Source organism: Amycolatopsis sp. WAC 01416 (genome assembly GCF_003947485.1).
Taxonomy (GTDB): Bacteria; Actinomycetota; Actinomycetes; order Mycobacteriales; family Pseudonocardiaceae; genus Amycolatopsis.
This window is the reverse complement of the sequence record NZ_QHHX01000007.1, coordinates 123090-145896: the sequence shown is the minus strand read 5'-3', so window position 1 is coordinate 145896 and position 22807 is coordinate 123090. Positions and strand designations below refer to the sequence as shown.

27 protein-coding genes are annotated in these 22807 nt (G+C 68.6%); 14 read left to right on the top strand and 13 right to left on the bottom strand.

Features of this window, described 5'->3' with window-relative positions:
• Positions 1-286: 286 nt before the first annotated feature.
• On the bottom strand, positions 287-1000 hold the full coding sequence (locus DL990_RS24470) for a methyltransferase domain-containing protein (RefSeq protein WP_125800014.1): 714 nt from the start codon (positions 998-1000) through the stop codon (positions 287-289).
• Positions 1001-1028: 28 nt separating this feature from the next.
• Between DL990_RS24470 and DL990_RS24465 the strand changes: the two genes are divergently transcribed.
• Positions 1029-1409 carry a MerR family transcriptional regulator gene (locus tag DL990_RS24465; protein ID WP_125800013.1) on the top strand — a complete coding sequence of 127 codons (381 nt, stop codon included), beginning with the start codon at positions 1029-1031 and terminating at the stop codon, positions 1407-1409.
• Positions 1410-1428: 19 nt separating this feature from the next.
• Here the strand turns inward: DL990_RS24465 and DL990_RS24460 are convergent, their stop codons facing one another.
• From DL990_RS24460 to DL990_RS24450, 3 genes are read right to left on the bottom strand one after another with little or no spacing between them, the layout of a single operon-like run.
• Positions 1429-2016, bottom strand: a complete 588-nt coding sequence (locus DL990_RS24460; protein WP_125800012.1) for a DUF305 domain-containing protein — start codon at positions 2014-2016, stop codon at positions 1429-1431.
• A 48-nt stretch (positions 2017-2064) separates the two neighbouring features.
• Complete coding sequence (locus DL990_RS24455) at positions 2065-2439, bottom strand: DUF6153 family protein (protein WP_125800011.1); 375 nt, start codon at positions 2437-2439, stop codon at positions 2065-2067.
• A gap of 19 nt (positions 2440-2458) precedes the next feature.
• Positions 2459-2830: a metalloregulator ArsR/SmtB family transcription factor gene (locus tag DL990_RS24450; protein WP_007030039.1), complete on the bottom strand. Its 372-nt coding sequence runs from the start codon at positions 2828-2830 to the stop codon at positions 2459-2461.
• Between the two features lie 75 nt (positions 2831-2905).
• Here DL990_RS24450 and DL990_RS24445 point away from each other — a divergent pair, with 75 nt between their 5' ends.
• Both DL990_RS24445 and DL990_RS24440 read left to right on the top strand, forming a co-directional pair.
• Positions 2906-3892, top strand: coding sequence for a cation diffusion facilitator family transporter (locus DL990_RS24445; protein WP_199746578.1), 987 nt, complete (start codon positions 2906-2908; stop codon positions 3890-3892).
• The gene (locus tag DL990_RS24440; protein ID WP_125800010.1) at positions 3889-4935 is read left to right on the top strand and encodes a winged helix DNA-binding domain-containing protein; all 1047 of its coding nucleotides are present in this window, start codon (positions 3889-3891) and stop codon (positions 4933-4935) included. The genes DL990_RS24445 and DL990_RS24440 overlap by 4 nt, the downstream gene beginning before the upstream one ends.
• On the opposite strand, the gene DL990_RS24435 is transcribed toward DL990_RS24440, so the two are convergent.
• Positions 4928-6085, bottom strand: coding sequence for an epoxide hydrolase family protein (locus DL990_RS24435; RefSeq protein WP_125788575.1), 1158 nt, complete (start codon positions 6083-6085; stop codon positions 4928-4930). The two genes, DL990_RS24440 and DL990_RS24435, sit on opposite strands and share 8 nt — an antisense overlap.
• Before the next feature lie 79 nt (positions 6086-6164).
• Between DL990_RS24435 and DL990_RS24430 the strand changes: the two genes are divergently transcribed.
• The 5 genes from DL990_RS24430 to DL990_RS24410 all read left to right on the top strand — a co-directional run bounded on the left by DL990_RS24430 (position 6165) and on the right by DL990_RS24410 (position 9367).
• Complete coding sequence (locus DL990_RS24430; protein ID WP_125800009.1) at positions 6165-6557, top strand: NUDIX domain-containing protein; 393 nt, start codon at positions 6165-6167, stop codon at positions 6555-6557.
• 188 nt (positions 6558-6745) lie between these two features.
• A complete protein-coding gene (locus DL990_RS24425; protein WP_125800008.1) occupies positions 6746-7189 on the top strand; it encodes a single-stranded DNA-binding protein in 444 nt (147 codons plus the stop codon).
• 84 nt (positions 7190-7273) lie between these two features.
• The gene (locus DL990_RS24420; RefSeq protein WP_233620553.1) at positions 7274-8302 is read left to right on the top strand and encodes a polyprenyl synthetase family protein; all 1029 of its coding nucleotides are present in this window, start codon (positions 7274-7276) and stop codon (positions 8300-8302) included.
• Positions 8303-8338: 36 nt separating this feature from the next.
• Positions 8339-8647 carry a cupin domain-containing protein gene (locus DL990_RS24415; protein WP_125800006.1) on the top strand — a complete coding sequence of 103 codons (309 nt, stop codon included), beginning with the start codon at positions 8339-8341 and terminating at the stop codon, positions 8645-8647.
• Between the two features lie 93 nt (positions 8648-8740).
• Positions 8741-9367, top strand: a complete 627-nt coding sequence (locus DL990_RS24410) for a TetR/AcrR family transcriptional regulator (protein WP_125788580.1) — start codon at positions 8741-8743, stop codon at positions 9365-9367.
• Here DL990_RS24410 and DL990_RS24405 read toward each other — a convergent pair.
• Positions 9357-10307, bottom strand: a complete 951-nt coding sequence (locus DL990_RS24405) for a hypothetical protein (RefSeq protein ID WP_125788581.1) — start codon at positions 10305-10307, stop codon at positions 9357-9359. The two genes, DL990_RS24410 and DL990_RS24405, sit on opposite strands and share 11 nt — an antisense overlap.
• 263 nt (positions 10308-10570) lie before the next feature.
• Here DL990_RS24405 and DL990_RS24400 point away from each other — a divergent pair, with 263 nt between their 5' ends.
• A complete protein-coding gene (locus DL990_RS24400; RefSeq protein ID WP_125800239.1) occupies positions 10571-11443 on the top strand; it encodes a hypothetical protein in 873 nt (290 codons plus the stop codon).
• Between the two features lie 112 nt (positions 11444-11555).
• Here the strand turns inward: DL990_RS24400 and DL990_RS24395 are convergent, their stop codons facing one another.
• Entirely contained in the window at positions 11556-12119 is a 564-nt protein-coding gene (locus tag DL990_RS24395) for a hypothetical protein (RefSeq protein WP_233620551.1), read from the bottom strand.
• A gap of 57 nt (positions 12120-12176) precedes the next feature.
• On the bottom strand, positions 12177-12689 hold the full coding sequence (locus DL990_RS24390; protein WP_125788582.1) for a DUF664 domain-containing protein: 513 nt from the start codon (positions 12687-12689) through the stop codon (positions 12177-12179).
• A 98-nt stretch (positions 12690-12787) separates the two neighbouring features.
• Here DL990_RS24390 and DL990_RS24385 point away from each other — a divergent pair, with 98 nt between their 5' ends.
• Genes DL990_RS24385 through recQ form a run of 3 tightly spaced genes read left to right on the top strand, consistent with a single transcriptional unit; the run spans position 12788 to position 15845 of the window.
• On the top strand, positions 12788-13135 hold the full coding sequence (locus DL990_RS24385) for a helix-turn-helix transcriptional regulator (protein WP_125788583.1): 348 nt from the start codon (positions 12788-12790) through the stop codon (positions 13133-13135).
• Positions 13136-13166: 31 nt separating this feature from the next.
• Positions 13167-13964, top strand: coding sequence for an SMI1/KNR4 family protein (locus tag DL990_RS24380; RefSeq protein ID WP_233620550.1), 798 nt, complete (start codon positions 13167-13169; stop codon positions 13962-13964).
• Positions 13965-14012: 48 nt separating this feature from the next.
• Entirely contained in the window at positions 14013-15845 is a 1833-nt protein-coding gene (gene recQ / locus DL990_RS24375; protein WP_125800004.1) for a DNA helicase RecQ, read from the top strand.
• On the opposite strand, the gene DL990_RS24370 is transcribed toward recQ, so the two are convergent.
• Positions 15842-16060 (bottom strand): antitoxin, encoded by a 219-nt coding sequence (locus DL990_RS24370; protein WP_125788586.1) that lies wholly within the window; start codon positions 16058-16060, stop codon positions 15842-15844. The genes recQ and DL990_RS24370 overlap by 4 nt on opposite strands.
• Positions 16061-16222: 162 nt before the next feature.
• On the opposite strand from DL990_RS24370, the gene add reads away from it, so the two are divergent.
• A complete protein-coding gene (add, locus tag DL990_RS24365) occupies positions 16223-17197 on the top strand; it encodes an adenosine deaminase (protein ID WP_125800003.1) in 975 nt (324 codons plus the stop codon).
• On the opposite strand, the gene DL990_RS24360 is transcribed toward add, so the two are convergent.
• Together DL990_RS24360 and DL990_RS41295 are read right to left on the bottom strand one after the other, a co-directional pair.
• Positions 17154-17726: a hypothetical protein gene (locus DL990_RS24360; protein WP_233620549.1), complete on the bottom strand. Its 573-nt coding sequence runs from the start codon at positions 17724-17726 to the stop codon at positions 17154-17156. The two genes, add and DL990_RS24360, sit on opposite strands and share 44 nt — an antisense overlap.
• A 13-nt stretch (positions 17727-17739) precedes the next feature.
• Positions 17740-19443 (bottom strand): cellulase family glycosylhydrolase, encoded by a 1704-nt coding sequence (locus DL990_RS41295; protein WP_158632651.1) that lies wholly within the window; start codon positions 19441-19443, stop codon positions 17740-17742.
• A 275-nt stretch (positions 19444-19718) separates the two neighbouring features.
• Here DL990_RS41295 and DL990_RS24345 point away from each other — a divergent pair, with 275 nt between their 5' ends.
• A complete protein-coding gene (locus DL990_RS24345) occupies positions 19719-20546 on the top strand; it encodes a lytic transglycosylase domain-containing protein (protein WP_125788589.1) in 828 nt (275 codons plus the stop codon).
• Between the two features lie 20 nt (positions 20547-20566).
• On the opposite strand, the gene DL990_RS24340 is transcribed toward DL990_RS24345, so the two are convergent.
• Both DL990_RS24340 and DL990_RS24335 read right to left on the bottom strand, forming a co-directional pair.
• Positions 20567-21916, bottom strand: coding sequence for a VWA domain-containing protein (locus tag DL990_RS24340; RefSeq protein WP_125800002.1), 1350 nt, complete (start codon positions 21914-21916; stop codon positions 20567-20569).
• On the bottom strand, positions 21913-22794 hold the full coding sequence (locus tag DL990_RS24335; RefSeq protein WP_125788591.1) for a MoxR family ATPase: 882 nt from the start codon (positions 22792-22794) through the stop codon (positions 21913-21915). Before DL990_RS24335 ends, DL990_RS24340 begins: the two co-directional genes overlap by 4 nt.
• Positions 22795-22807 lie beyond the last annotated feature (13 nt).

Genomic DNA, 22807 nt, shown 5'->3' with positions numbered 1-22807 from the left:
CGCGAGCGTCGCCGTTTTCCGGCCACGACACAAACCGGCCCGATAGTAGCGCCGCAACTCACCCAAGGCCAGGAAGTCCCGAACGCAAAGGAGATCTCCCGACATCCCGCCCCGCGAGCGTCGCCGTTTCCCGGCCACGACACAAACCGGCTCAGCAGTAGCGCCGCAACTCGCCCCAAGGCGAGGGCGAGGGCCGGGAAGTCCCGTACGCAGGGGGACCTTCCCACGCCCGGTTCACAGGCACCACGGGTGCTACCGTTTTCCGGCAACCACACAAACCGGCCAACTACAGAGCCACAGCGCGACCACTGGCCAAAAACTGCGGCACAGCAACAAAACCCCCACCATCAACCTGTTCCGCCAGCCAAACCTCCCCCTCCTCAACAGAAACCGCGCCCACCCGGACGGCCACCTCCACCAACCCGCGAAAGAACGAAGCCCCGCCAAGGAAACCGACGACCCCCTCCACCGAAACCTCACGAAACCCGCATCCGGCCAGCAACCGTCGAAACCCGCGCGCGATCCGGGGTGCGGCGATCACCGAAGTCCGGGCGCGCACGATCTCGCGCGTCAGTGCCGGATAGGCGGAATCGATCATCAGCGCCTCCCAATCGGGTCCTGACAACACGATCCGCCCGCCCGGAGCCAGAACTCGGCGCGCCTCCGCCAAAGCGCGCTCGGGCTCGGCCAGTTCATGGAACACCTTGTCCGCCCGGTATCCCGCGAACCCTCCGTCGACTGGCAGCGAGTAAGCGTCACCGACCAGAAACTCAGACGAAGGCGATCGACGACAGGCCTCTCCGACCATCTCGGTCGAGAGATCGACGCCGAGCGCACGGAATCCCCAGGAAGACAACTCGGATACGGCCAGGCCGGCACCGCAGCCGACGTCGAGCACCGCGGAACCGGGCTCGAGCCGGAGCAGTTCGTAGGTCCGGGCCCGCAGTTCGGCGGCTCCCGGCAGGGCATCGGCGGCGTCGAGCCGCTGCAACATGGACATACCGGGGATCGTCCGACTTAATGGCGACATGAAGTCAAGCACCTTGAGCGTCGGCGAGGTCGCGGAGCGCTTCGGCCTGGCGACGCATGTCCTGCGCCATTGGGAATCCGTCGGCCTGCTCAAGCCGGCGCGGGCGGGTGATCGGCGGCGGTACGACGACGGCGATCTGTGCCGGATAGCGATCATCCTGCGCTCGAAGGAGGCGGGACTGAGCCTCGACGGCATCCGTGAGATGTTCCTGAAGCCCGGCGAACGCGAAGCGGTCCTCAGACAGCACAAAGAAGAACTCGAGCGACGTATCGCCGCCGCGCGGGCGTCGCTCGCGATCGTCGACTGCGCTCTCGGATGCGAACACGAAGACTTCACCCAGTGCCCGCACTTTCGGGAGGCGGTGGCGCGGGCCTGTTGACCCGCGCCACCGTCCCGGCTCAGCCGAGCAGTGCGCGCATCTCGGTGATCTCGGCCTGCTGACCGTCGATCACCTTCTGCGCCAACGCCTTCACCTCGGCGTTGCTGCCCTGTTGCAGCGCGGTCTTCGCCATCTCGAGCGCGCCTTCGTGATGTTCGACCATCATCTCCAGCCACTGCTTGTCGAAGGCGGCGTCTTTGGCTTGGCCGAGTTTCGTGAGATCTTCCTCGGTCATCATGCCGGACGCCGAGCCGTGCCCGGAGTGCTCGCCCGACGGTGCCACTCCCCAGCCTTTCAGCAATCCGTTCAGCTGCTGGATCTCCGGATCCTGCGCCTTCTGGATCCGCGCGGCGAGGTCGACGACCTTCGCGTTGCGAGTGCGGCCGTCGACGAGTTTCGCCATCGCGAGCGCCTGTTCGTGATGCGGGATCATCCCTTGCGCGAACGTGACGTCGGCCTGGTTGTGGCCGGCCTGCTGGGGATCCGGCGCCTTCACCGTGGACATGTCGTGCCCGGTGGACGCCGTGTCGGAGCTCGCGCATCCGGTGAGCACGGCGAAGGAGGCCAGGGCGGCGAGGGCCGCCCCGGCCAGTTTCCTGCTGGTCATGGTTCTTTCCTCAACTCGGTTTCGGGCAGGGCGGGACGAACCCGCCTGTCACACCCGCAACACGCAAAGGAAGGACAATCTCTCGGGAACCGGTCTCCAGCGCGGAGGATCACGGCCCGACGCCGAACCGCCGCCCCGGCGTGACTTCCAGGTCACCCCCGCCGTCCGTCCATTCCGGACGAGCAGCCAGGTGACGATCAGCAGCACGGCCGCGGCGAGTACCGCGAGGCACAGATGCAGTCCTTTGTGTCCGCCATCGTCGTGCGAAGGCGTGTCCGCGCAACATGGATCCGCCATCGCGACGGCCGAGTGCCCCGCACCGTGGCCGGACTCGGCGACCACGTGATGCATGCCGACCAGCCCCAGCGCCACCACGCACAACAGCAGCCACCGCAGGGCGGCCGGGTACGAGGACTGGGTCACGGTTCCACCGTAGCCGGATTCAGCGCGCCGCCGGACGGTGGGGTTTTCCCGCCGAATGCAGTGCCGGGATGTCGCGATCGATGTGGTCGGCGTGGAACAACGCCTGCGCGAGCAGGCCGCGGACGTGGTCGTTGGCCGCCGAGTAGTAGACGAACGTCCCCTCGCGGCGGCCCTTGACCAGTCCGGCGAGCCGCAGTTTCGCGAGATGCTGGCTGACCGCCGTCGGCGCCGCGCCCGCCAGTTCCGCGAGACAGGCGACCGAGGACTCGCCCTGCAGGAGCGCCCAGAGCACCTTGATCCGGGTCGGATCCGCGAGCAGCCGGAACGTCTCCGCGGCCAGGTGGACCTGCTCCTCGGTGGGCATCTCGAAATCCGGGACCGACTCGTGCATGTCAGGAGGATAGCCGCTACCCTTCTGTCTGCGTACCTGCATGACTGCGCAGGTATCAGAACAGTGAGGTGAGGAATGACCGGCCATGGACACAGTCACGGCCACGGGCAGGGGAAGAGCCGCCTCCGCCACTTGCTGACCCCGCACAGCCACGACAGCGCCGATCGCGTCGACACCGCGCTGGAGACCAGCAAACGCGGCGTCCGGACGCTGATCTGGTCGTTCATCGCCCTGTTCGTCACCGCCGTCGCCCAACTCGTGCTCGTGCTGATCACCGGATCGGTGGCTCTGCTCGGCGACACGATCCACAACTTCGCCGACGCGCTGACCGCGGTCCCGCTCGGCATCGCTTTCCTGCTCGGCCGCCGCGCCGCCACCCGCCGTTACACCTACGGACTGGGGCGCGCCGAAGACCTTGCCGGCGTGCTCGTCGTCCTGCTCATCGCCGCGTCGGCCTTCCTCGCCGGGTACGAGTCGATCCAGCGACTGCTCGATCCACGCCCGGTCCAGCATCTGTGGGTGGTCGCCGCGGCGGGGGTCATCGGTTTCGCGGGCAACGAACTCGTGGCCAGGTACCGGATCACCGTCGGCCGAGAGATCGGATCCGCCGCGCTGGTCGCCGACGGGCTGCACGCGCGTACGGACGGCTTCACCTCCCTCGCGGTCGTGCTCGGTGCGGCCGGTGTCGCGTTCGGTTTCCCACTGGCCGACCCGATCATCGGCCTCGCCATCACGGTCGCGATCCTGTTCGTCCTGCGCGACGCGGCCAAGGAGGTCTTCCGCCGCCTGATGGACGCCGTCGCCCCGGCCGACGTCGATCGCGCCGAACGCGCGGCCGCCGAGGTGCCCGGGGTACTCGGCACCCGGGACCTGCGGATGCGCTGGATCGGTCACAGCCTGCGCGCGGAACTGGCGGTTTCGGTCGAGTCCGGGCTGAGCGTCACCGAGGCACACCACCTCGCCCATCAGGTCGAGCGGCGGCTGCGCGAAGTCCTCCCGCGGCTCGCGGAAGCGGTCGTGCACACCGAACCGGCGAACGCCCATGAGATCGTCAACGGGTGACGCTGTCCGACAACGACATCCGCGCCGTCCGCGCCCACGCACAACTGCTGGCCGCCCCGGCCGCGGACGTGCTCGCCGTGGCCAGGTCGGTCGCCGCGATCCAGGCGCAGTCGACTCCCGCCGCCCGGCTCGCGATCCGGGCCCGCAGCCGGGGACTGAGCGCGCCGGACGTCGACGGATCCCGCGCGGTGGCGCGCACCTGGCTGATGCGCAAGACGCTCCATTTGGTGCCGACGGCGGATCTCCGCTGGCTGAACCGGCTGTTCGGTCCGCGTAACGTCCAGGCGGGGCAAGGCCGCCGCACGCAACTGGGGCTCACCGGCGAACTCTGCGAACGCGCACTCGCAAAGCTCCAGGATCTCTTGCCGGGCAAGGCACTCACCCGGCAGGAGATCCTGGACGGCTTGGCCGCCGACGGCATCGCGCTCGACGCGGGATCCCAGGCTCCGGCCCATCTCCTGGCGTACGCGGCGAATCGCGGTCTGCTCTGCCGAGGTCAGGACGACGGAACGGAGCCGACGTACGTACTCCTCGACGAATGGGCCACCGAGGACCACACACCGGACGAACCGCACGCGGAACTCGCCCACCGGTACCTGACCGCGTATGGCGTCGCGACCGCCGAGGACTTCGGCACCTGGTCCGGTCTCCCGCTCGGCCTGTGCCGCAAGGCTTTCGCCGCGCTGGATCTCGTGCCCGCCGGCCACGGCTTCGCGCTGCCCGAGACCGGCCTCTCCGCTCCACCGTGTCCCCCGCGCCTGCTCGGCGCCTTCGACACCTACCTGCTGGGCTACCGGGACCGCGAACTTCTCCTCGACCCGGCCGAGGCGAAGCGCGTCAATTCCGGCGGCGGGATGATCGCGCCGACCGTACTGGTCGACGGCCGGATCGCCGGAATCTGGCACACCAAGCGGACCGCGAAGCGGACGAAGGTCGTCGTCGAGCCCTTCGCCACGCTTCCGCGGTCCGCCATCGTCGGGCTGGAGTCCGAAGTGGACGATTACGGCCGCTTCCTCGGGGAAGCCGCCGTCCTCGTCATTTGAGGGAGCGGAAGAACTCCCGCACGTCCCCGACCAGGATCTCGGGCTCCTCCAACGCCGCGAAGTGCCCGCCGCGATCGACATCGGTCCACCGCACGATCGTGTGCGCGTCCTCCGAGTACCGCCGGATCCCGACGTCGTGCGCGAAGATCAACGCCGCCGTCGGCACGCCGGAGTTCTTCTCGACGGCTCCCCAGGTTTCCGCCTGCGCGTAGCCGACGTACGCGGACGAAGCCGCCGTACCGGTGAGCCAGGTGAACATGACGTTGGTCAGCAACCGGTCCCGGCCGATGATCTCCTCCGGCAGCGTCGGGCGCGGATGCGTCCACTCCCGGAACTTGTCCATGATCCAGGCCAGCTGCGCGACCGGCGAGTCCACGAGCCCATAGCCGAGGGTCTGCGGCCGCGTCGACTGGATCGCGATGTACCCGAACTCCTCCTGCATGAACGCGCCGATCCGCTTCACGCGGTCGCGTTCGACGTCGGTGAGCGAAGCGAGTTCCTCCTCCGACAACGACATCGGGGGCATCGGCGTCAGTCCGCCGTTGACGTGCACGCCGATCACCTTGTCCGGCGCGAACCTCGCCACCTCCGGCGACACGGAAGCGCCGAGGTCGCCGCCCTGCACGCCGTAGCGTTCATACCCGAGCCGTCGCATCAGCTCCGCCCATGTGCGGCCGATCCGCGGCATGGTCCAGCCGGAATCCGAGACAGGACCCGAAAAACCGAAACCGGGCAGCGACGGGATCACGAGGTGGAACGCGTCCGCCGGGTCACCCCCGTACGCCTTCGGGTCGGTGAGCGGACCGATGACGTCGAGGAACTCCACCACCGAACCCGGCCAGCCGTGCGTGAGGATCAGCGGCGTCGCGTCGGCTTCGGGCGAGCGGACGTGCAGGAAGTGGATCCGCTGCCCGTCGATGACCGTGGTGAACTGCGGGTGGCCGTTGATCTCGCGTTCGGCGGCGCGCCAGTCGTAACCGTGGCGCCAATACTCGGCGAGTCCGCGCAGCCATGCCACCGGCACTCCGGTGTCCCAGCCGTCGCCGGGGAGCGGAGCGGGCCAGCGCGCGCTGTCGATCTTCGCGTGCAGTTCGTCCAGCTGCTCCTGAGGGACGTCGAGGCGGAAGGCGCGGATCTCGGTGTTTTCCATGATGCCCACGTTACGAGGCATTGCGGACAGGTTCGGTCCTCAATCGGACCGGGCTTCCCGAGTACGGGAAGATGCGCTCGTGACGGACAAGTACTTGGCCTACGGCAGGCTCATCCGCGACGGGAAGATCCTGTTCATCCGGCGGCGGCCGGGGTCCTTCCTCGGCGGCCACTGGGAGCTGCCGGGCGGCACCGTCGAGCCGGGCGAGCGGCCCGCCGAGACCGTGGTCCGCGAGTTCGCCGAGGAGACCGGGCTGACCGTTCGCGTCACCGGGGAACGCGGTGCCCGCAGCTGGGACGACGTCACGGGCAAGCCGATGCGGATCCACGCCACGGTGTACACGCTCGCCGAAGACGAGCCGCGAGACGTCGTGCTCGATCCCGAGGAACACGACGCCCACGTCTGGTACACGCGGGAAGAAGCCGTCGCGCTCGACCTCGCCGAACACTTCCGGCACGCGCTCAAGGACTGATCCGTCCACATGCGACGGTCACTGTGATGACATGAAAGGGTCGTTCAGGACACTTTTCGTCCTGAACGACCCTTTCCTGACATCCGGCCACCGCGGACCGCCGGAAACTGTCGTACCCCGGTGGTCTCCTCTTCCCAGGCGACAGCGGGCCCGGCCGGGCCCGCGCGCGGAAGCGAGGAGAAAGTCCCATGGCCGGAGAAACCGTGCTCACGGTGATCGGAAACCTGACGACCGACCCGGAGTTGAGGTTCACCCCCTCGGGGGCGGCGGTCGCGAACTTCACGGTCGCGTCGACGCCGCGCGTACTGGACCGCGCGAGCGGGGAATGGCGCGACGGCGACCCGCTGTTCCTGCGCTGCTCATTGTGGAAACAGGCCGCGGAGAACCTGACCGAATCACTCACCAGGGGGGCCAGGGTGATCGTGCAGGGCAGGTTGAAACAGCGATCGTTCGAGACGAAGGAAGGCGAGAAACGCACGGTGGTGGAGCTCGACGTCGACGAGATCGGCCCGTCGCTGCGTTATGCCACGGCGAAGGTGAACAAGGCGGGCCGAAGTTCGGGAGGCACCCCGTCGGACGGCGCGTGGGAACGAACGCCGGTGACCGCCGGAAGTCCGGAACCGCCCTTCTGACCCGGCGGTTTCCCTCCCGGGAGGGAACGATCTCCCTCTCCGGCGGCATGCGGTCGCGGCCGTCCGGCTCGGATGCTGGAGGTCGTGACCACGACCACGATCCTCACCGAAATCGGGCTGGACCCGGCCGACGAGCGGCACGCGGAGTTCGCCGCCGAACTCCGCACCGGGTTGTCCCTGGTCGAAGACAGACTTCAGGAGGTGTTACGCAGTCCCGGGCAGCCGGATCTCACCGAAGCCGCCACCCATCTCGTGCGCGCGGGCGGAAAACGGCTGCGGCCGTTGATGGCGCTGGCCGGAGCGGCGTTCGGCGACGGACGAGGCGATGCGATCTCGGCGGCCGTACTCGCCGAGCTCGTCCACGTCGCGACGCTCTACCACGACGACGTCATGGACGAGGCGCCGATGCGGCATGGGGTGACCAGTGCGAACTCGTTGTGGGGAAACAAGAAGGCCGTCCTGATCGGCGATTACGTGCTCGCCTGCGCGGCACGTGTCGGTGCCGGGCTCGGCGACTACGCGTTGCGTTCGCAGGCGCAGACGTTCGGCAGGCTCGTCCGCGGGCAGTTCCTGGAGACGACGGGACCGTTCGAAGACTGTGGCCGTCACGCGCCCTACGAGCACCACATCCAGGTGATGGCCGACAAATCCGCCTCGCTGATCGCGATGGCGGGACGGCTCGGCGCCCAGGTGTCGGGTGCGGATGAGCGGACCATCGAAACGTTGGGCCAGTACGGCGAACTGATCGGCGTCGCGTTCCAGATCTCCGACGACGTCCTCGACATCTCCGCGTCCACCACCGACCTCGGCAAGTCCGCGGGCACCGACCTCCGCGAAGGCATCGTCACCCTGCCGATGCTGCACGCGCTCGACGACGAGGGGCCAGGTGCAGCGCGGTTGCGCGAGATCATCGGCCACGGGCCGGTTTCCGATCCGGCGGTCCGCCAGGAGGCACTCGGGCTCCTGCGCGGCTCCGCCGGTGTCGACCGCGCCCTCGCCGAAGCCCACGGATACGCCGCCAAGGCGACGGACCTCGCGCTCGGCCTCCCCGACCGGCCGGCGAGAGCGCTGCTCGTCGGTCTTTCGGCGTTCGTGGTCGACCGCGGCGAATAGGCCTGTGAAGGGTGTGACCAGGTTTAAGGTGGCGTAATGACCACCGACAACCTGGGAAACGTCGAAGGCCGCGACATCGGCTCCGGAATCTCGATCATCCGCGAACGGACCGACGTCGACGGTTCCGGACCGAGGCTGCACCAGCACCCGTACCGGGAAACGTTCGTCATCATCCGCGGCCGGGCCAGCTTCACCATCGGCGACGCCGAACGTGAAGGCGGTGCGGGCGACGTCCTGGTCGTGCCCGCGGACACCCCGCACAAGTTCGCCGTGATCGGCCCGGAAACCTACGAAGCCGTCCACATCCACGAGAGCGACCATTTCATCACCGAGTGGCTCGAATGAATTCTGTCGGGCGCAAGAAAACCCTTTCCCGGGCTAGAATCCGACGACGTGCTCGTGTCCGGCGGGCACCCGAGGCGACGGGAACCGGGAACTGTGACCGACGTGGCGGACCGCAGCGGTGACGAAACCCGCCGGGTGGACAGGTTCGATCAGCGACGCGCGCAGCTGGCGATGTCGGCGCTGGTCACGTTGTCCGAATTGGGCTACGCGCGCACGAGCCTGCGGGAGATCGCGCAGAACTCCGAGTTCTCCCACGGGGTGCTGCACTATTACTTCCGGAACAAGGCCGAGCTGATCACCTACTGCGTCAAGCAGTACAAGGCCGAATGCGTCACCCGGTACGACCGGATGGTCGAGACCGCGGAAACGGCCGAAGAACTGAAGCGGACCTTCGGTGCCGCGACGGCGGCCACGCTGCGGGAAAACGCCCGGCTGCACCGGCTCTGGTACGACCTGCGTAACCAGAGCCTGTTCGAGAAGTTGTTCCAGGCCGAGGTCCTCGCCATCGACGAGACACTCGAACTGATGATCTGGCGGGTCGTCTCCCGCTATGCGGAACTTCTCGGGAAGCCGGCGGATTTCGCCCCGTCGACGACGTACGCGCTCTTCGACGGGCTGTTCCAGCAAGGCCTGCTGAAACACCTCGCCGGCCGGGAAGACGCGGCGAGGTGCCTTCAGGAATCGGTCGAACAGCTGCTGGCGCGGCTGTTCACCACTTGATGGTCGGATACCAGATGACGCCGGTCCGGCCCAGCACCCGCAGATCCCAGTACAGCAACGTGAAAGTGCCGGCGACCAGCAACGCGGCACCGGTCACCACGGCGATCCTGGTGGGTTTCGCGAGCATCCATCGCTGAAGCCGTCCGCCCGTGCCGTGGGTGAGCAGCAGGAACAACAACGCCATCACCAGGATGTTGCCGACCGACTGGAGGGAGAAAGCGGCGGCGCCGTAGAAGACGTTGTGGCTTTCGGCTGCGCTGCGGAACATCATCCGGAACAGCGGGAACGGCCTGCCGATCAGGAATCCGCCGATGAGCGCGCCCATCAGCACGAGCGGCGCGGGCGGGAACCGGCGGGTGAGGCCGCCGATCGGGTTGCGGACGAGCCCGACGGACGCCAGGCCCAGCACGATGAACACGATCCCGATCACGCCGTAGACGATCATCGACTGGATGTTCCGCGGGGTGAGCCCGCCCGGCGACGAAACTGTCGAGAACTGCGGCATCCTCGTGCCGACGAGCGCGACGACGACGCCGTACACCACGGAGACCGTCAGCATTCCCGCCGCGATCCAGCCCAGCGGCTTCAAGGTGTCGCCGAACTTCGGCCGCCCGGCGGCTCCTCCGCCGACAAGCGGCGCGACGGCGCCGAAAGCGGCGATATTGCACGCGGTGAACGTTCCGGCGAGCCCGGAGACGAACGCGAAGAACGTCCCGGCCAGCACTCCGCCGATCGGGGTCTCCTTGGCGTCGTGACCGAGGAGGGTGTTGGCGACGCTGTCGCCGATCACACTGTCCACAAAGGGCGCCGACCAGATCACCGTCAGCGCGAATCCGGCGAGGACGGACCAGAGCACCACCCGCCACCGATGTTCCGGATACGGACCGGAGCCGAGAAAATGCGCCTGCGGTGAAACGGGAGCGCGTTCGGTGACGGACATTCGTGCCTCCAGCGGCAGATGGCTTCCCCCTGCCGCTCATCGTTGTTGCGCCGGAGAGGGCGCACCACCTCCAAAATGCCGATCTGTCCTTGGGCCGACCGGCCCCGGGTAATCCGTGTTCCACCGGGTAGGCCGAAAGTGGAGCGTGACCGAATACCACCGAAAAGGTGAAAGCTCCGCGGTCTCGTGGGATCATCGTCGGACGAATGCGGCAGCATGGCCACCTGATCGGCCTTGACCGGCCACTGACCCTGCGGAGGACGATGGACTTCGACCAGGTCGCGGATGAGCTCTACGCCGGCGATCCGGCCGAGTTCGTGTCGGTGCGCAACCAGCGGGCGAAAGAGGCAAAAGCGGCGGGGGAAGCCGCCTTGGCCGAACGGATCCGCGCGTTACGGAAGCCCACGCTCGCGGCCACGATCCTCAATCGCCGGGCGGGCTCCCCCGAGCTCGCGGAGCTGGCCAGGCTCGGCGACGATCTGCGAAAGGCGCATTCGGCCCTGGCCGGCGCGGACCTGCGCAAGCTGGCCCGGCGGCGTCAGGAACTGGTGAACCGGATCCTGCGGGACGAACGGTCGATGAGCGAGCCCGTCACCCGCGAAGTCGAAGCGACCCTCGAGGCCGTCGTGGCCGATCCCGAGGTGGCGGCACTCGCGCTGGCCGGGCGGCTGAGCAGCGGCGCGGACAGCTCGGGCGACCAGTGGCTGACCAGTGGGTTCACCCCGCAACCGAAGCGCAAACCCGCCCCGGAGCGGGAAAAGCCCGCCACCGTGTCGCATTTGGACGATCGGCGGAAGGCGAAACGGGAGGCCGCCGAGAAGGCCGACCGGGAGCGCATCGCCAAGGCCCGCGAAGAGGCCGAACGCGAAGAGAAGCGGATAGCGGAGTTCAACCGGCTCCGGCGCGAGGCGGCCGATCTCGCGAGGGCCCGCAAACAGGCCGAGATCGACCTCTCCCGCGCCGAACGCCGGTCCGAAAAGGCCACCGAGAAGGCGAACGACCTCCGGCGGCGGCTCGCTGACGCCGAACTCGAGGAAGAGAGCGCGAACAGCGAGACCGCGGCCGCGCAGACCGTCTTGGACGATCTGCGCGCCGAAGCCGAGCGGGTCGAGGAAGCGCTCGAGGAGTTCGAGTGAGGGGTAAGGCAAATGTGACGTGTCGGGGGTCCGTGAAGGCCTCCTTCACTACCTTCACGGTAGGCAAGGAGGCCTTCACGGACTTCCGGAGGCTCGAGTTACGGGACACGGCCTACGCAGGCTGACGTTCTCGAACCCGCGTCGCGGCCACCCGGCGTCCATAGGGTGTCTTGCCACCGGGCTTGTAGACCGACAGCACGGTCATGGTCACGTACATCGTCGTGGACACGATGATCGGGTAGAACCCGTCAACCCGGCGTCCCGCTTCCACGAACGCACCGTCCATAGTGGACTCGGCAGCCACCGCCAGTTCCCGGATACCCGGCAGCAGGGAGAACAGCGTCAGCCCGGCGGCGGCCAGGGTCAGCACCAGTTTGATCGCGACCCACTTGTACCGGATCAGTCCCCATTTCGTGCCGACGCTGAGCACGATCCCGCTGATCAGGGCGATCAGGCTGACCGGCAGCAGCAGGTAGCCGCCGATCTGGTCCATCATCAGGATGGCCCCGTGCTGGCGGCGGGCGTCGTCGGTGAACACGGAGGTGAAGGTCAGGACCGCGTTCACCATGGTGATCCCGAGCCAGCCGAGTGACGAAACGACATGGACGACGAGGGCGAGTTTCCGCCACCGCGGGGTGAGCGTCACCGGCGGTCGCCGCACTGTGGAAGTACTCATGTGCCCAGTGTTTCCGCGGGCTGAGCTCCTGTCGTCCGTCGTGGAGCGGCACCTCGCCTACGTATCGCGGAGTACGAGCCCTCGGACGTACGCGGCCTGCCCGGCGTGCTGGAGATCGTCGGAAAGCACGCTGACCAGGCGAACCCCGAGAGTGACGGGCGGATCCCACGCTTCGTCGACGATACGGTCGAGGTCGGCTTCGGCGAGGCCCGCGGCCCAAGCCGTCGTCGCTTCGTGCACCGCGTCGTGGTAACCGGTCAGCAGTTCGGCGGAGTCGACGCGGACCGCCTCGACGTCCTCGGGACGATGCCCGTATCCGGTGTCCGACGCCGGGAAGGGCAGTTCGAAACGGCCCACCCAGTCCCGCGCTGTCCAGATCTGCTCGGTGTCCATCAGGTCGGCGATGTGATCGTCCTGCACCCTGGTCAGATGCCAGACCAGCCAGGCGATCGTGTTCGCGCCCGGAGCCGGGCTCTCGGTCAGCTGGTCGGCGTCCAACCCCTCGACGGCGGCGTGCACGACCTCCTGGACGCGGCCGAACCCGTCGGCCACCACTTCGGCCAGTTTCATCGAATCCCCTTCCTGCGTCTCCCTCCACAATGACACCGCGAGGTGACCCCTGCCTTGCAACCTTGACTTATATAAGCCCAGGCCGTGATAGTTGCCGGATGCACGCGTTCGACGTCCTGGGGGATCCGGTGCGCCGCCGGATCCTGGAACTGCTCGCGGGCGGGGAACAGAGCTCCGGCGACGTGACCACGGTGGTGCGCGCCGAGTTCGGGATCTCGCAGCCCGCGGTCTCCCAGCATCTGCGCGTCCTGCGCGAGAACGGCTTCACCACCGTCCGCGCCGAGGGCGCGCGGCGGCTGTACTCGGTGGATCCCGGCCCGCTCAAGGAGATCGACGGCTGGCTGGAGCAGTACCGGCGCTTCTGGACCGGGCCGCTCGACGCGCTCGCCACCGAGATCGCCCGTGGCCGCCGCGAGCGACGGAAGGCCGCCGAAGGGAACGACTAGGCCCATGCTCAAGGGGTGGAGGCGGGCCGTTGTGATCGCCGTCGCGAGCGTCGTCATCGTGCTGGGGCTCGTCTTCGCGGTCACGGAGCGCGGTGGGCGGGACATGGGAGCGCAGTCGTACCCGGCCCCGCCGACGACACCACGCACGCCCTCCTACTCGACCGCCGCACCACCCGTGCCCACGACCCGGCCGACGTTGACCGTCGACAGCGGTTGCCGTCCGGGTCAGGGCCCTGCCGAACTCGCCACGGTCCCCGAGGCGACCACCCGGCGGGTGAACGCCGCCTGGGACCGCGTCGAACGGTGGCTCAAAGCCAACGCGCCGACGACGGCGAAGACCCTCCGGCCGCCCTCGACGATCGCGCGGATCGCCGAGACCCAACGGAAGACCGGCGTCGCTCTCCCCGCCGAACTCGTCGCCTTCCTGGTGCGGCACGACGGCGTCTCGGGCATCGGCGAGAGCTTCGCTTTACCCCCGTTCCACCACCTCGCGTCCACGGAAACCGTCGCGAGCCAAGCGAAGGTCATGTGCGATGTGCTGATCTCGAGCGGGCTGGACGGCAACGTCGGTTCCTGGTGGCACGGACGGTTCGTGCCGGTCGCCGTCGACGGCGGTGGTGACGGGCTCTTCCTCGACCAGCGCACCGGCACCGGGCGGCTCGGCGACTGGAACCACGAGGGGTCGGTGAGCTTCGACCGCTTGCCCGCGACCCTGACCGAACTGCTGGAGCAGACCGCGACGGCGCTGGAGACCGGCGGGCCGGTCGTCGGCGGCTACCGACCGGTCGTCACCGCGAACCGGGCGCTGGACTGGGAGTTCCCGCGCTGAGGTGCGCGGGCGCGTGGACTGTCGGACCCCGCCCCTAGAATCGTCCGGGTGGCAGCCCCCGACATCGGTACCTCGGAAGCCCTGGAAACGCTGAACCGCGTCTTCGGCTACGACGACTTCCGCGGCGACCAGCACGCCATCGTCGAACACGTCATCGCAGGCGGTGACGCGCTCGTCCTCATGCCCACCGGCGGCGGGAAGTCACTGTGCTACCAGATCCCCGCGCTGGTCCGGCCGGGCGTCGGGGTGGTGATCTCACCGCTGATCGCGTTGATGCAGGACCAGGTCGACGCGTTGCGCAACCTCGGCGTGCGCGCGGGTTTCCTGAACTCGACGCAGGACTACGCCGAGCGGAACAGGGTCGAGGCCGCCTTCGTCGCCGGCGAACTGGACCTGCTGTACCTGGCACCGGAGCGGCTTTCGGTCGAATCCACCGTGCGGCTGCTCGATCGCGGCAAGATCTCGCTGTTCGCGATCGACGAGGCGCACTGCGTCTCCCAGTGGGGGCACGATTTCCGGCCCGACTACCTGATGCTGTCCGCGGTGCACGAGCGCTGGCCGGACGTGCCGAGGATCGCGCTCACCGCCACCGCGACCAGGACCACGCACGCCGAGATCGCGTCCCGGCTCAATCTGGAGGACGCGCGGCATTTCGTCGCGAGCTTCGACCGGCCGAACATCCAGTACCGGATCGTCGGCAAGAACTCGCCGCAGCGGCAGCTGCTGGAGCTGCTGCGCACCGAGCACAAGGGCGACGCGGGCATCGTCTACTGCCTGTCGCGGAACTCGGTGGAGAAGACCGCGGACTTCCTGGTCGAGAACGGGATTCCGGCGGTGCCCTATCACGCCGGGCTGGACGCGCGGACGCGCGCGAAGCACCAGTCGCGGTTCCTGCGCGAGGACGGGCTGATCGTCGTCGCGACGATCGCGTTCGGCATGGGCATCGACAAACCGGACGTACGGTTCGTCGCGCACCTGGACCTGCCGAAGTCCGTCGAGGGCTACTACCAGGAGACCGGTCGCGCCGGTCGTGACGGGCTGCCGTCGACGGCGTGGCTGGCGTACGGCCTCCAGGACGTCGTCCAGCAGCGCAAGATGATCGACATGTCGGAGGGGTCCGAGGCGCACAAGCGGCAGCTGAGCGCCCACCTCAACGCGATGCTGGCGCTGTGCGAGACGGTCGAATGCCGTCGAGTGCAGGTGCTGAACTACTTCGGGCAGCAGAGCGAGCCGTGCGGCAACTGCGACACCTGCCTGGCGCCGCCGGAGACCTGGGACGGCACGATCCCGGCGCAGAAACTCCTCTCCACCATCGTCCGGCTGCAGAACGAGCGACGGCAGAAGTTCGGCGCGGGCCAGATCATCGACATCCTGCTCGGCAAGTCGACGCCGAAGGTGACGCAGCATCGGCACGACTCACTGAAGGTGTTCGGGATCGGCACGGAGCTGAAGGAGCCCGAGTGGCGGGCCGTGGTGCGGCAGCTGCTGGCGCAGGGGCTCGCGGCGGTCGAGGGCGACTACGGCTCGCTCGTGCTGACCGAGGGCAGTGCCGAGGTACTGAACGGGCAGCGGAAGGTCCAGCTGCGGCGTGAGCCGGAGCGGGCGGCCAAGGCCGCGGCCCGGTCCAGCGCGAAGAAGGCCGCGGCAGCCGACATGCCCGCCGAGGCGGCGCCGGTGTTCGAACTGCTGCGGTCGTGGCGAGCCGCGGCGGCGAAGGAGCAGGGAGTGCCCGCGTACGTGATCTTCCACGACGCGACCCTGCGCCAGATCGCCACCAAACGGCCCGCCACGCTGCAGGAGCTGGGTTCGGTCAGCGGCGTCGGCGAGAACAAGCTCGCCAAGTACGGCGAGCAGATCCTCGAGACGCTCGCCGAGGCCTAGTGCTCGTACGGCCGGCGCGGTGGCCGTCCGGCCATCCCGTCGACCTTGCGTACCGCGCCGTCGATCTGGCTGTGGTACTTGCCCTTCGTCTTGTGGTCGACGAAGGTCGCGGCCTTGTTCACGACCTTCGAGACCTTCTCCGGGTTCTTCCGCACGTAGGCGCGCACGGCCCCGGCGGTGCCGGCCAGGGCGGTCAACTTCCGCAGTAGAGGCACTGTGGTCCCTTTCCTCGGGGTCGTCTGGTGTCCTGCTCAACGACCGGTAGTGGTCACTGGGTTCCCCGAAGCGCGCCGAATCACTCATTTCGGATATCCGCGCCGGTCGGAGCACGGAAAACGGGGCGCGCGACGCGGGCCGAGGCCACTAGGTTCGAGCCCATGCGGGATCTTTCGCTGCTGCCCAAGGCCCATCTGCACGTCCACCTCGAAAGCACGATCCGGCCGGACACGCTCCGTGACCTCGGTGAGGCGAACGGCGTCACCGTACCCGCGGAACAACCCGTGTTCGACGGGTTCCGCGCGTTCGGTGACTACAACGGGCTGCTGCGGTCCTGCCTGCGGAGGCCGGAGGACTTCGAACGGGTGGCGCGCGAGTTCTGCGAGGACCAGGTCGCGGACGGGGTCCGCTACGCCGAAGTCACCTTCACGGCGGCTTCGCACGGCGAACGACTGGGCGAGCCGGACATGCCACTGGCGTCCGTCCTCAAAGGACTCTCGGCGGGGGCGGCCGAATACGGGCTCCACTGGCGGATGCTCCTGGACCACTCACGCCGCCGGTCGGTCGAACGCGCCCGGCTCACCCTCGACCTGGCGCGCCGGTACGCCCCGGACGGGGTGTTCGCGATCGGCCTCGCCGGGGAGGAGAAGTATCCGCTGGCGCCGTTCGCCGGGATCTGCGACGAGGCCGACGAGGCCGGACTGCGCCTGATACACCACGCGGGCGAGGACGCCGGACCGGCCAGCATCCGCGAGGCACTCGAGGTCGGCCACAGCGAGCGGATCGGCCACGGCATCCGGATCCTGGAGGATGTCGCGCTGGTCGCCGAGGTGCGGGAACGCGGTATCGCGCTGGAGGTCTGCCCGTCGTCGAACGTGACGCTCGGGCTCGTGCCGTCGTTCGAGGAGCACCCGCTCCCCCGGTTGGTCGACGCCGGGCTCGTGGTCACGCTCAGCACCGATGTCCCGTCGATCACGGGGACGACACTGACCGACGAGTTCCTGCGCACTCGCGAGGCGTTCGCCTACGACGACCTCGCGCTCGCGGGCCTCGCCAGGGCGTCCGTCGACGCGTCCTTCGCGCCGGCCGAGCTCAAGCTTTCGATCCACCAAGAGATCGACGCCTGGCTGGCCTGACGCCTCGCACCTGGGCCCCCGCGGCGTCGATGAAGGCATCGAGCGCCCGCTGGCACCGCTCTTCGTGACCGGCCAGTCCGGCAGGGTCGGCCGCTTCCCTGATCGCGGCACAGTGTTCGAAGGCGACATCGGCGAGCGCCACCAGCTCCGGATCGCCGGTGAGCAGCGCCACCCGGAAGCGGGCGTGGTCGGCCGCGGCACCGAGAACGTCGGATTCGGTGAACGCGGCGCGCACGTCCTCGTCGGTGGCGGTGGCTCGCTGTCGCAAGAGCCACAGACTGACCGCGCCGCGCCTGAGCCCGGTGATCGCGCCCGCGAAGTCGGCACAGGCTTCCGTCCGGTCCTGGCGGAGTCGTTCTTCTCGGGTGAATCGGTCGGCGCGAGCGGTGTTGAGCCGCTGGAACAAGAAGGTCGACGTCGAGCCGAGCAGGGTCCCGGCCACGGCGATGAGGCTGGTGAGCCACGCGTTCATCCGGCGGAGTCTGCCATGCCGGGGGAACGCCTCGTGCCCGGTGAGGACAGCGGGCACGAGGCGTCCTGGCTCAGCCGGTCGGGAAGTCGTCCGGCGTGCGGATGCGGTCCCACACCCAGACACCGGCCGGCTTCAGCATCGAAGTGCCGGTGAAGGAGTTCCCGGCGCAGGTTCCGGTCTTGAACACGGCACCGGAACGGAAGTCGTCGGAGAAGTTCCAGTTCGTCCAGCCGATCTTCTTGGCGGCCAGCAGATCAAGGTACTTCTGCGAGTACGTGAAGTCGTTCCCGCCGTCACCCGTGTAGGTCTGGGTGCCGAATTCCGTGACGAACACCGGGATCCGGTCCGCGGTCCGCGCCAGCGCGTCGTAGTGCTCGTCCTGGTGCGATGCCGCGTAGAAGTGGAACGTGTACATGATGTTGGTGGCGTTGACCGGGTTGTCGAGGATGTCGTTCTCGTCGCGGCCGTCGGAGATGCCGAAGGTCGACCATCCGTGCGTGCCGAGGAAGACGACGCTGTCCGGGTCCTGGGTCCGGATCACCGGGATGACCTCTTCGGCGTACCGCTTCACGTCCGCCCAGCTGACGCCGTTCGGCTCGTTCGCGACGTCGTAGATGATGTTGACCTTGTCCTTGTGCCGCTGGGCGATCTCGGCGAAGAACGTCTTCGCGAGGTGGGTGTTCGCGTTCGGGTCACCGGGGTCGAGCTGGTGCCAGTCGACGAGGACGTACATCCCGCGTTTCGTCGCTTCTTCGATGTAGCTGTGCATCATGTCGGTGAACTTGCGCGGGTTGCTTTCGTAACCGCCGTCCTGGATGTACATGGCGACACGCAGGATGTCGGCCTTCCAGTCGTTGGCCAGCGCGTCCAGCGAAGCGGTCTTCACGCATTGGCTGTACCACTGGATCCCGTGCGTGCTCATCCCTCGCAGCTGGATGGGCTTGCCGTACTGGTTGCACAGTTTGACGCCGCAGACGTGGAGCTTTCCGTTGATCGACACCGGTGTCCCGGTGCCGCACGTGGGAGTGGTGACGGAGACGGCGTTGCTCGGAGCGGACGTGTTCCCCGCCGCGTCGTAGGCGACCACCGTGAACGAGTACGACGTCGACGCGGAGAGACCGGTCACCGTCGCGGGCGAATTCGCCGTCGTGGCGACGGTTTGACCACTCCGGAGGACGCGGTACCCGGCGACCCCGACGTTGTCCGCCGACGCCTGCCAGCTCAGGGTCGCGCTGCCGCAGGTCACGTTCGACGTGGTGGGCGAGCCCGGCGCCGAGGGCGCTTCGGTGTCGTTGGAACCACCACTGCCCTCGACCGAAAGCGAATCCGCGTTGGGCCCGCCGTTCGACGTGACGGCGGTCGTGCGGATCCTGTTGCCGCCCGCCGCGAGGTTCACCGTGGTGGTGACGGTGCGCCAGGTCGTCCACGCGCCGGTGCCGGCGAACCCGAGGTCGTCGACGGCGATGGCGCCGTTGACGGTGATGTCGAGCGGACGGTTGGCGGTGGTGCCGTTGGCGTAGCGGAAGGTCAGCGTGTGCTGTCCCGCCTGCGCCGCGTTGACGGTGTACTCGACGTAGCTGCCGGTGACGTTGTCGTAGTTGACGAAGCCGGATCCGGTGAAGCCCTGGTGATTGGATTCGACCACGCCGCGGGAGACCGTCGCGTTCTCGGACTCGTAGCGGACGGGAGCCGCGGAAGCGGCCTGGGCGGAGATCGGGACCGAAGCGGCCGCGAGCACCGTGACCAGCGCCGCCCGCCATCTTGGGCGTACCACTTTGTGCCTCCTTCAGAAGCATCGTTGCGTTCCGTGGGCAGGGGCGCGGCGAGCCCTTGTTAGGAAACTTTCCTAACGCGGACCAGTCTCGCCATCCGGCCGAACCGCTGTCAACCGGGCAAAGGGGGCGATCGCACCCCGCAATTCGTCACCTACTTGCGGTAGTCGCGCAGGCGTGAGAGCGCAAGTAGGTGACGAATCGCGGGTCGTGGGCAGGCTCACCCGGGAAGGCGGGCTACACAAGTTCTCCACAACAGTCACGTACCGTGGAACCGGTGACCGCTTCGTCCCCTTCGGCACTGGACCTCATGGACCAGTGGCAACCACCGCCCAAGAGGCGCGGCCCGCGCGGCTGCGTGATGCTCGCGCTGCTGGTCGTGGGCGCCTTGGTGGCGGGCGTCGTATGGGTCGTGGTCAGCCTCACCGACCGCGAGCCGGTGCCGGTCAAACCGGAATTCGTCGTCCCCGCGCTCAAACCCGCCCCGCGTTCGGCGATCCCCGGCGACGCCGGACCGCTGCCCGCGGAGCCCGCGAAGGACGCCTGGATCGCGAAGGTGTCGGAGAACACGGACATTCCTTCGCGCGCGCTGCGGGCGTACGTGAACGCCGCCGAGAAGACCGCGAAGACCACGCCACGCTGCGGAATCACCTGGGCGACCATCGCCGGGATCGGCCGGACCGAATCCCAGCACGCCCGGCACGACGGCTCCCGCGCCGGCGAGGACGGCGTCGTGACGCCGCCGATCATCGGCATCCCGCTCGACGGCTCCCCCGGCGTGCTGGCGGTCGTCGACACCGACAAGGGCGCCCTCGACGGCGACCCGAAATGGGATCGCGCGGTCGGGCCGATGCAGTTCCTGCCCGCCACCTGGAAGCGGTACGGCGTCCGTGCGAGCGGTGACGGCGCCGCGCCGGATCCGCAGAACATCGACGACGCCGCGATGACGACCGCCCGGTACCTGTGCGCCCGGGGCGGCGACCTCGGCAAACCCGCCGGATGGTGGACCGCGGTGCTGACCTACAACAACTCCGCCGCGTACGGGCAGGAAGTGTTCAGCAACGCCGACGCCTACGGGAAGGCCGCGGTAACCCCGCGCAACTAGGTGACCAATTGCGTGAGGCCCTACGCGGGCAAGAGGCGCGTCACCAACTTGGTCAGCTGGTGCACGTTCCGGCATTCGTGCATCTCGACGACCTCCGCGTAGGCGTGCGCCTCGGAGTCACCGGTGGACCACAACGCCGTCCGCTCGGGATTGAGCCAGTAGGTATGCCTCGCGGCCGCGGCGATCCCGCGAACCGCCGCCAGGTTCGGGTCGCCTCCGTTGGTCCTGGCGTCCCCGAGGATGAGCATGGACGTCTTGGGCCCCACGGCATCCGAGTACCGCTCGACGAACTCGCCGAGCGCGTGCCCGTAATCGCTGTGCCCGTCCCAGCGGGTCAGTTCCGCGTCGGCGAGGATGCGCGCGCCGAGGTCCTCCGGATCGGCGGCACCGGTGTCGACGAGGTGGGTGATCTCGTCGCACGCGTCGATGAACGCGAACACCCGCACCTTGCTGAACTGGTCGCGCAAGGCCTGCACCAGCAGCATGGTGAAGTTCGCGAAACCGGCAACCGAGCCCGACATGTCGCACAGCAGCACGATTTCCGGCCTCCCTGGCCGGTGCCGCCGGTACGACGGACGCATCGGGACACCGCCGGTGGACAGCGAGCGTCGCAGCGTCCGGCGCAGGTCGATCTGCCCGCGCGCGTGCCGCCGTCGCCGGGCGGCCAGCCGGGTGGCGAGCTTGCGGGACAGGGGCTGCACGACACGGCGGAGTTCGGCGAGTTGCGCGCGGCTGGCGAGCAGGAAGTCGACGCGGTCGGCCGCGGGCGGGACGGCGTGCCGCGAAACCCGTTCCCTGCCACGGACTTCCGCCACCCTGCGGCGTGCTTCGGTCCGCACCAGTCCACGGAAGCCCTCGACCCGCCGCCGGACGTCGTCGCGGTCCAGCCTGTCAGTGAAATCGTTGGAAGCGCCCGCACGGATCGCTTCGAGCACGCGGACCACGAGGGTCTGCGGCTGGAGCCGTTCCAGGGTCTGGTGCGCCGACCAGCCGCCGGAGCCCGACGTGCCGCCGTACTCCCCCAGCATGTCGACGGCGAGCCCGGACAGTTGCGTCAGTTCCGTCTGATCGTTCGCCGCGAGCGCGGCGGCGAGCCGGTCCCGCAGCGCGGCCAGGTCTTCGACCGGGTCCTGCGAGGGCGCGCCGACGCCGAGCGGGAAGTAGACGTCGAACGTCGCGTCGAACACCGCGCGCTGGCCGCCGCGCCGGACGAGCGCCGCCGCGAGCCCTTCCCGCATCTGCTCGCGGGAAGCCAGGCCCAGCACTTCGAGTGCCGCGGCGGCGTCGACCGTCTCACTCGGACCCGCCGGGATCCCGTGTTCCCGCAACGCTTCCACGAACTCGACGAGCCTGCCCGGCACGCCGCTCACGAGTCGAGGACCTTGCCGAGCTCCAGCCGCGCGTCCGCCTTCACGACGTCTTCCTGGTGTTTGAGGATCACGCCGAGACTCGCGCGGACGACGTCCTCGCCGAGGCTGTCCGCGCCGAGCGCCAGCAGCGTGCGGGCCCAGTCGATGGTCTCCGCGACCGACGGCGCCTTCCGCAGTTCCATCGCCCGCAGCGCGGTGATGACCTTGACCAAGGACGCGGCGAGCGCGTCGTCGACGCCAGGCACCTTGAGCCGCACGATGCGCTGTTCCAGTGCCGCGTCGGGGAAATCGATGTGCAGGAACAGGCACCGGCGGCGCAGCGCCTCGGAAAGTTCGCGCGTCGCGTTGGAGGTCAGCACCACGAACGGCCGGCGCCCGGCGGTGATCGTGCCGAGTTCCGGGACGGTGATCTGGAAGTCGCCGAGCACCTCCAGCAGCAGGCCCTCGATCTCGACGTCGGCCTTGTCGGTCTCGTCGATGAGCAGGACGGTCGGCTCGTCGCCCTTGATCGCCGTCAGCAGCGGCCTGGCCAGCAGGAACTCTTCACCGAAGATGTCGTTGCGGGCTTCGTCCCACGTCTCGTCCTTGCCGGCGGTGATCCGGAGAAGCTGCTTCGCGTGGTTCCACTCGTACAGCGCACGCGACTCGTCGACGCCTTCGTAGCACTGCAACCGCACGAGCCGGGAGCCGCTCGCCTGCGCGACCGCCTTCGCCAGCTCGGTCTTGCCGACGCCCGCGGGGCCCTCGATCAGCAACGGCTTACCGAGGGCGTCCGCGAGGAACACCGTGGTGGCGACGGCCGCGGAGGCCAGGTAGCCGGTGTCGGCGAGCTTCGCCGTCACGTCTTCGACGGATGTGAAGTACCCGGTCCCAGCCACGCGGCCTCCCAGC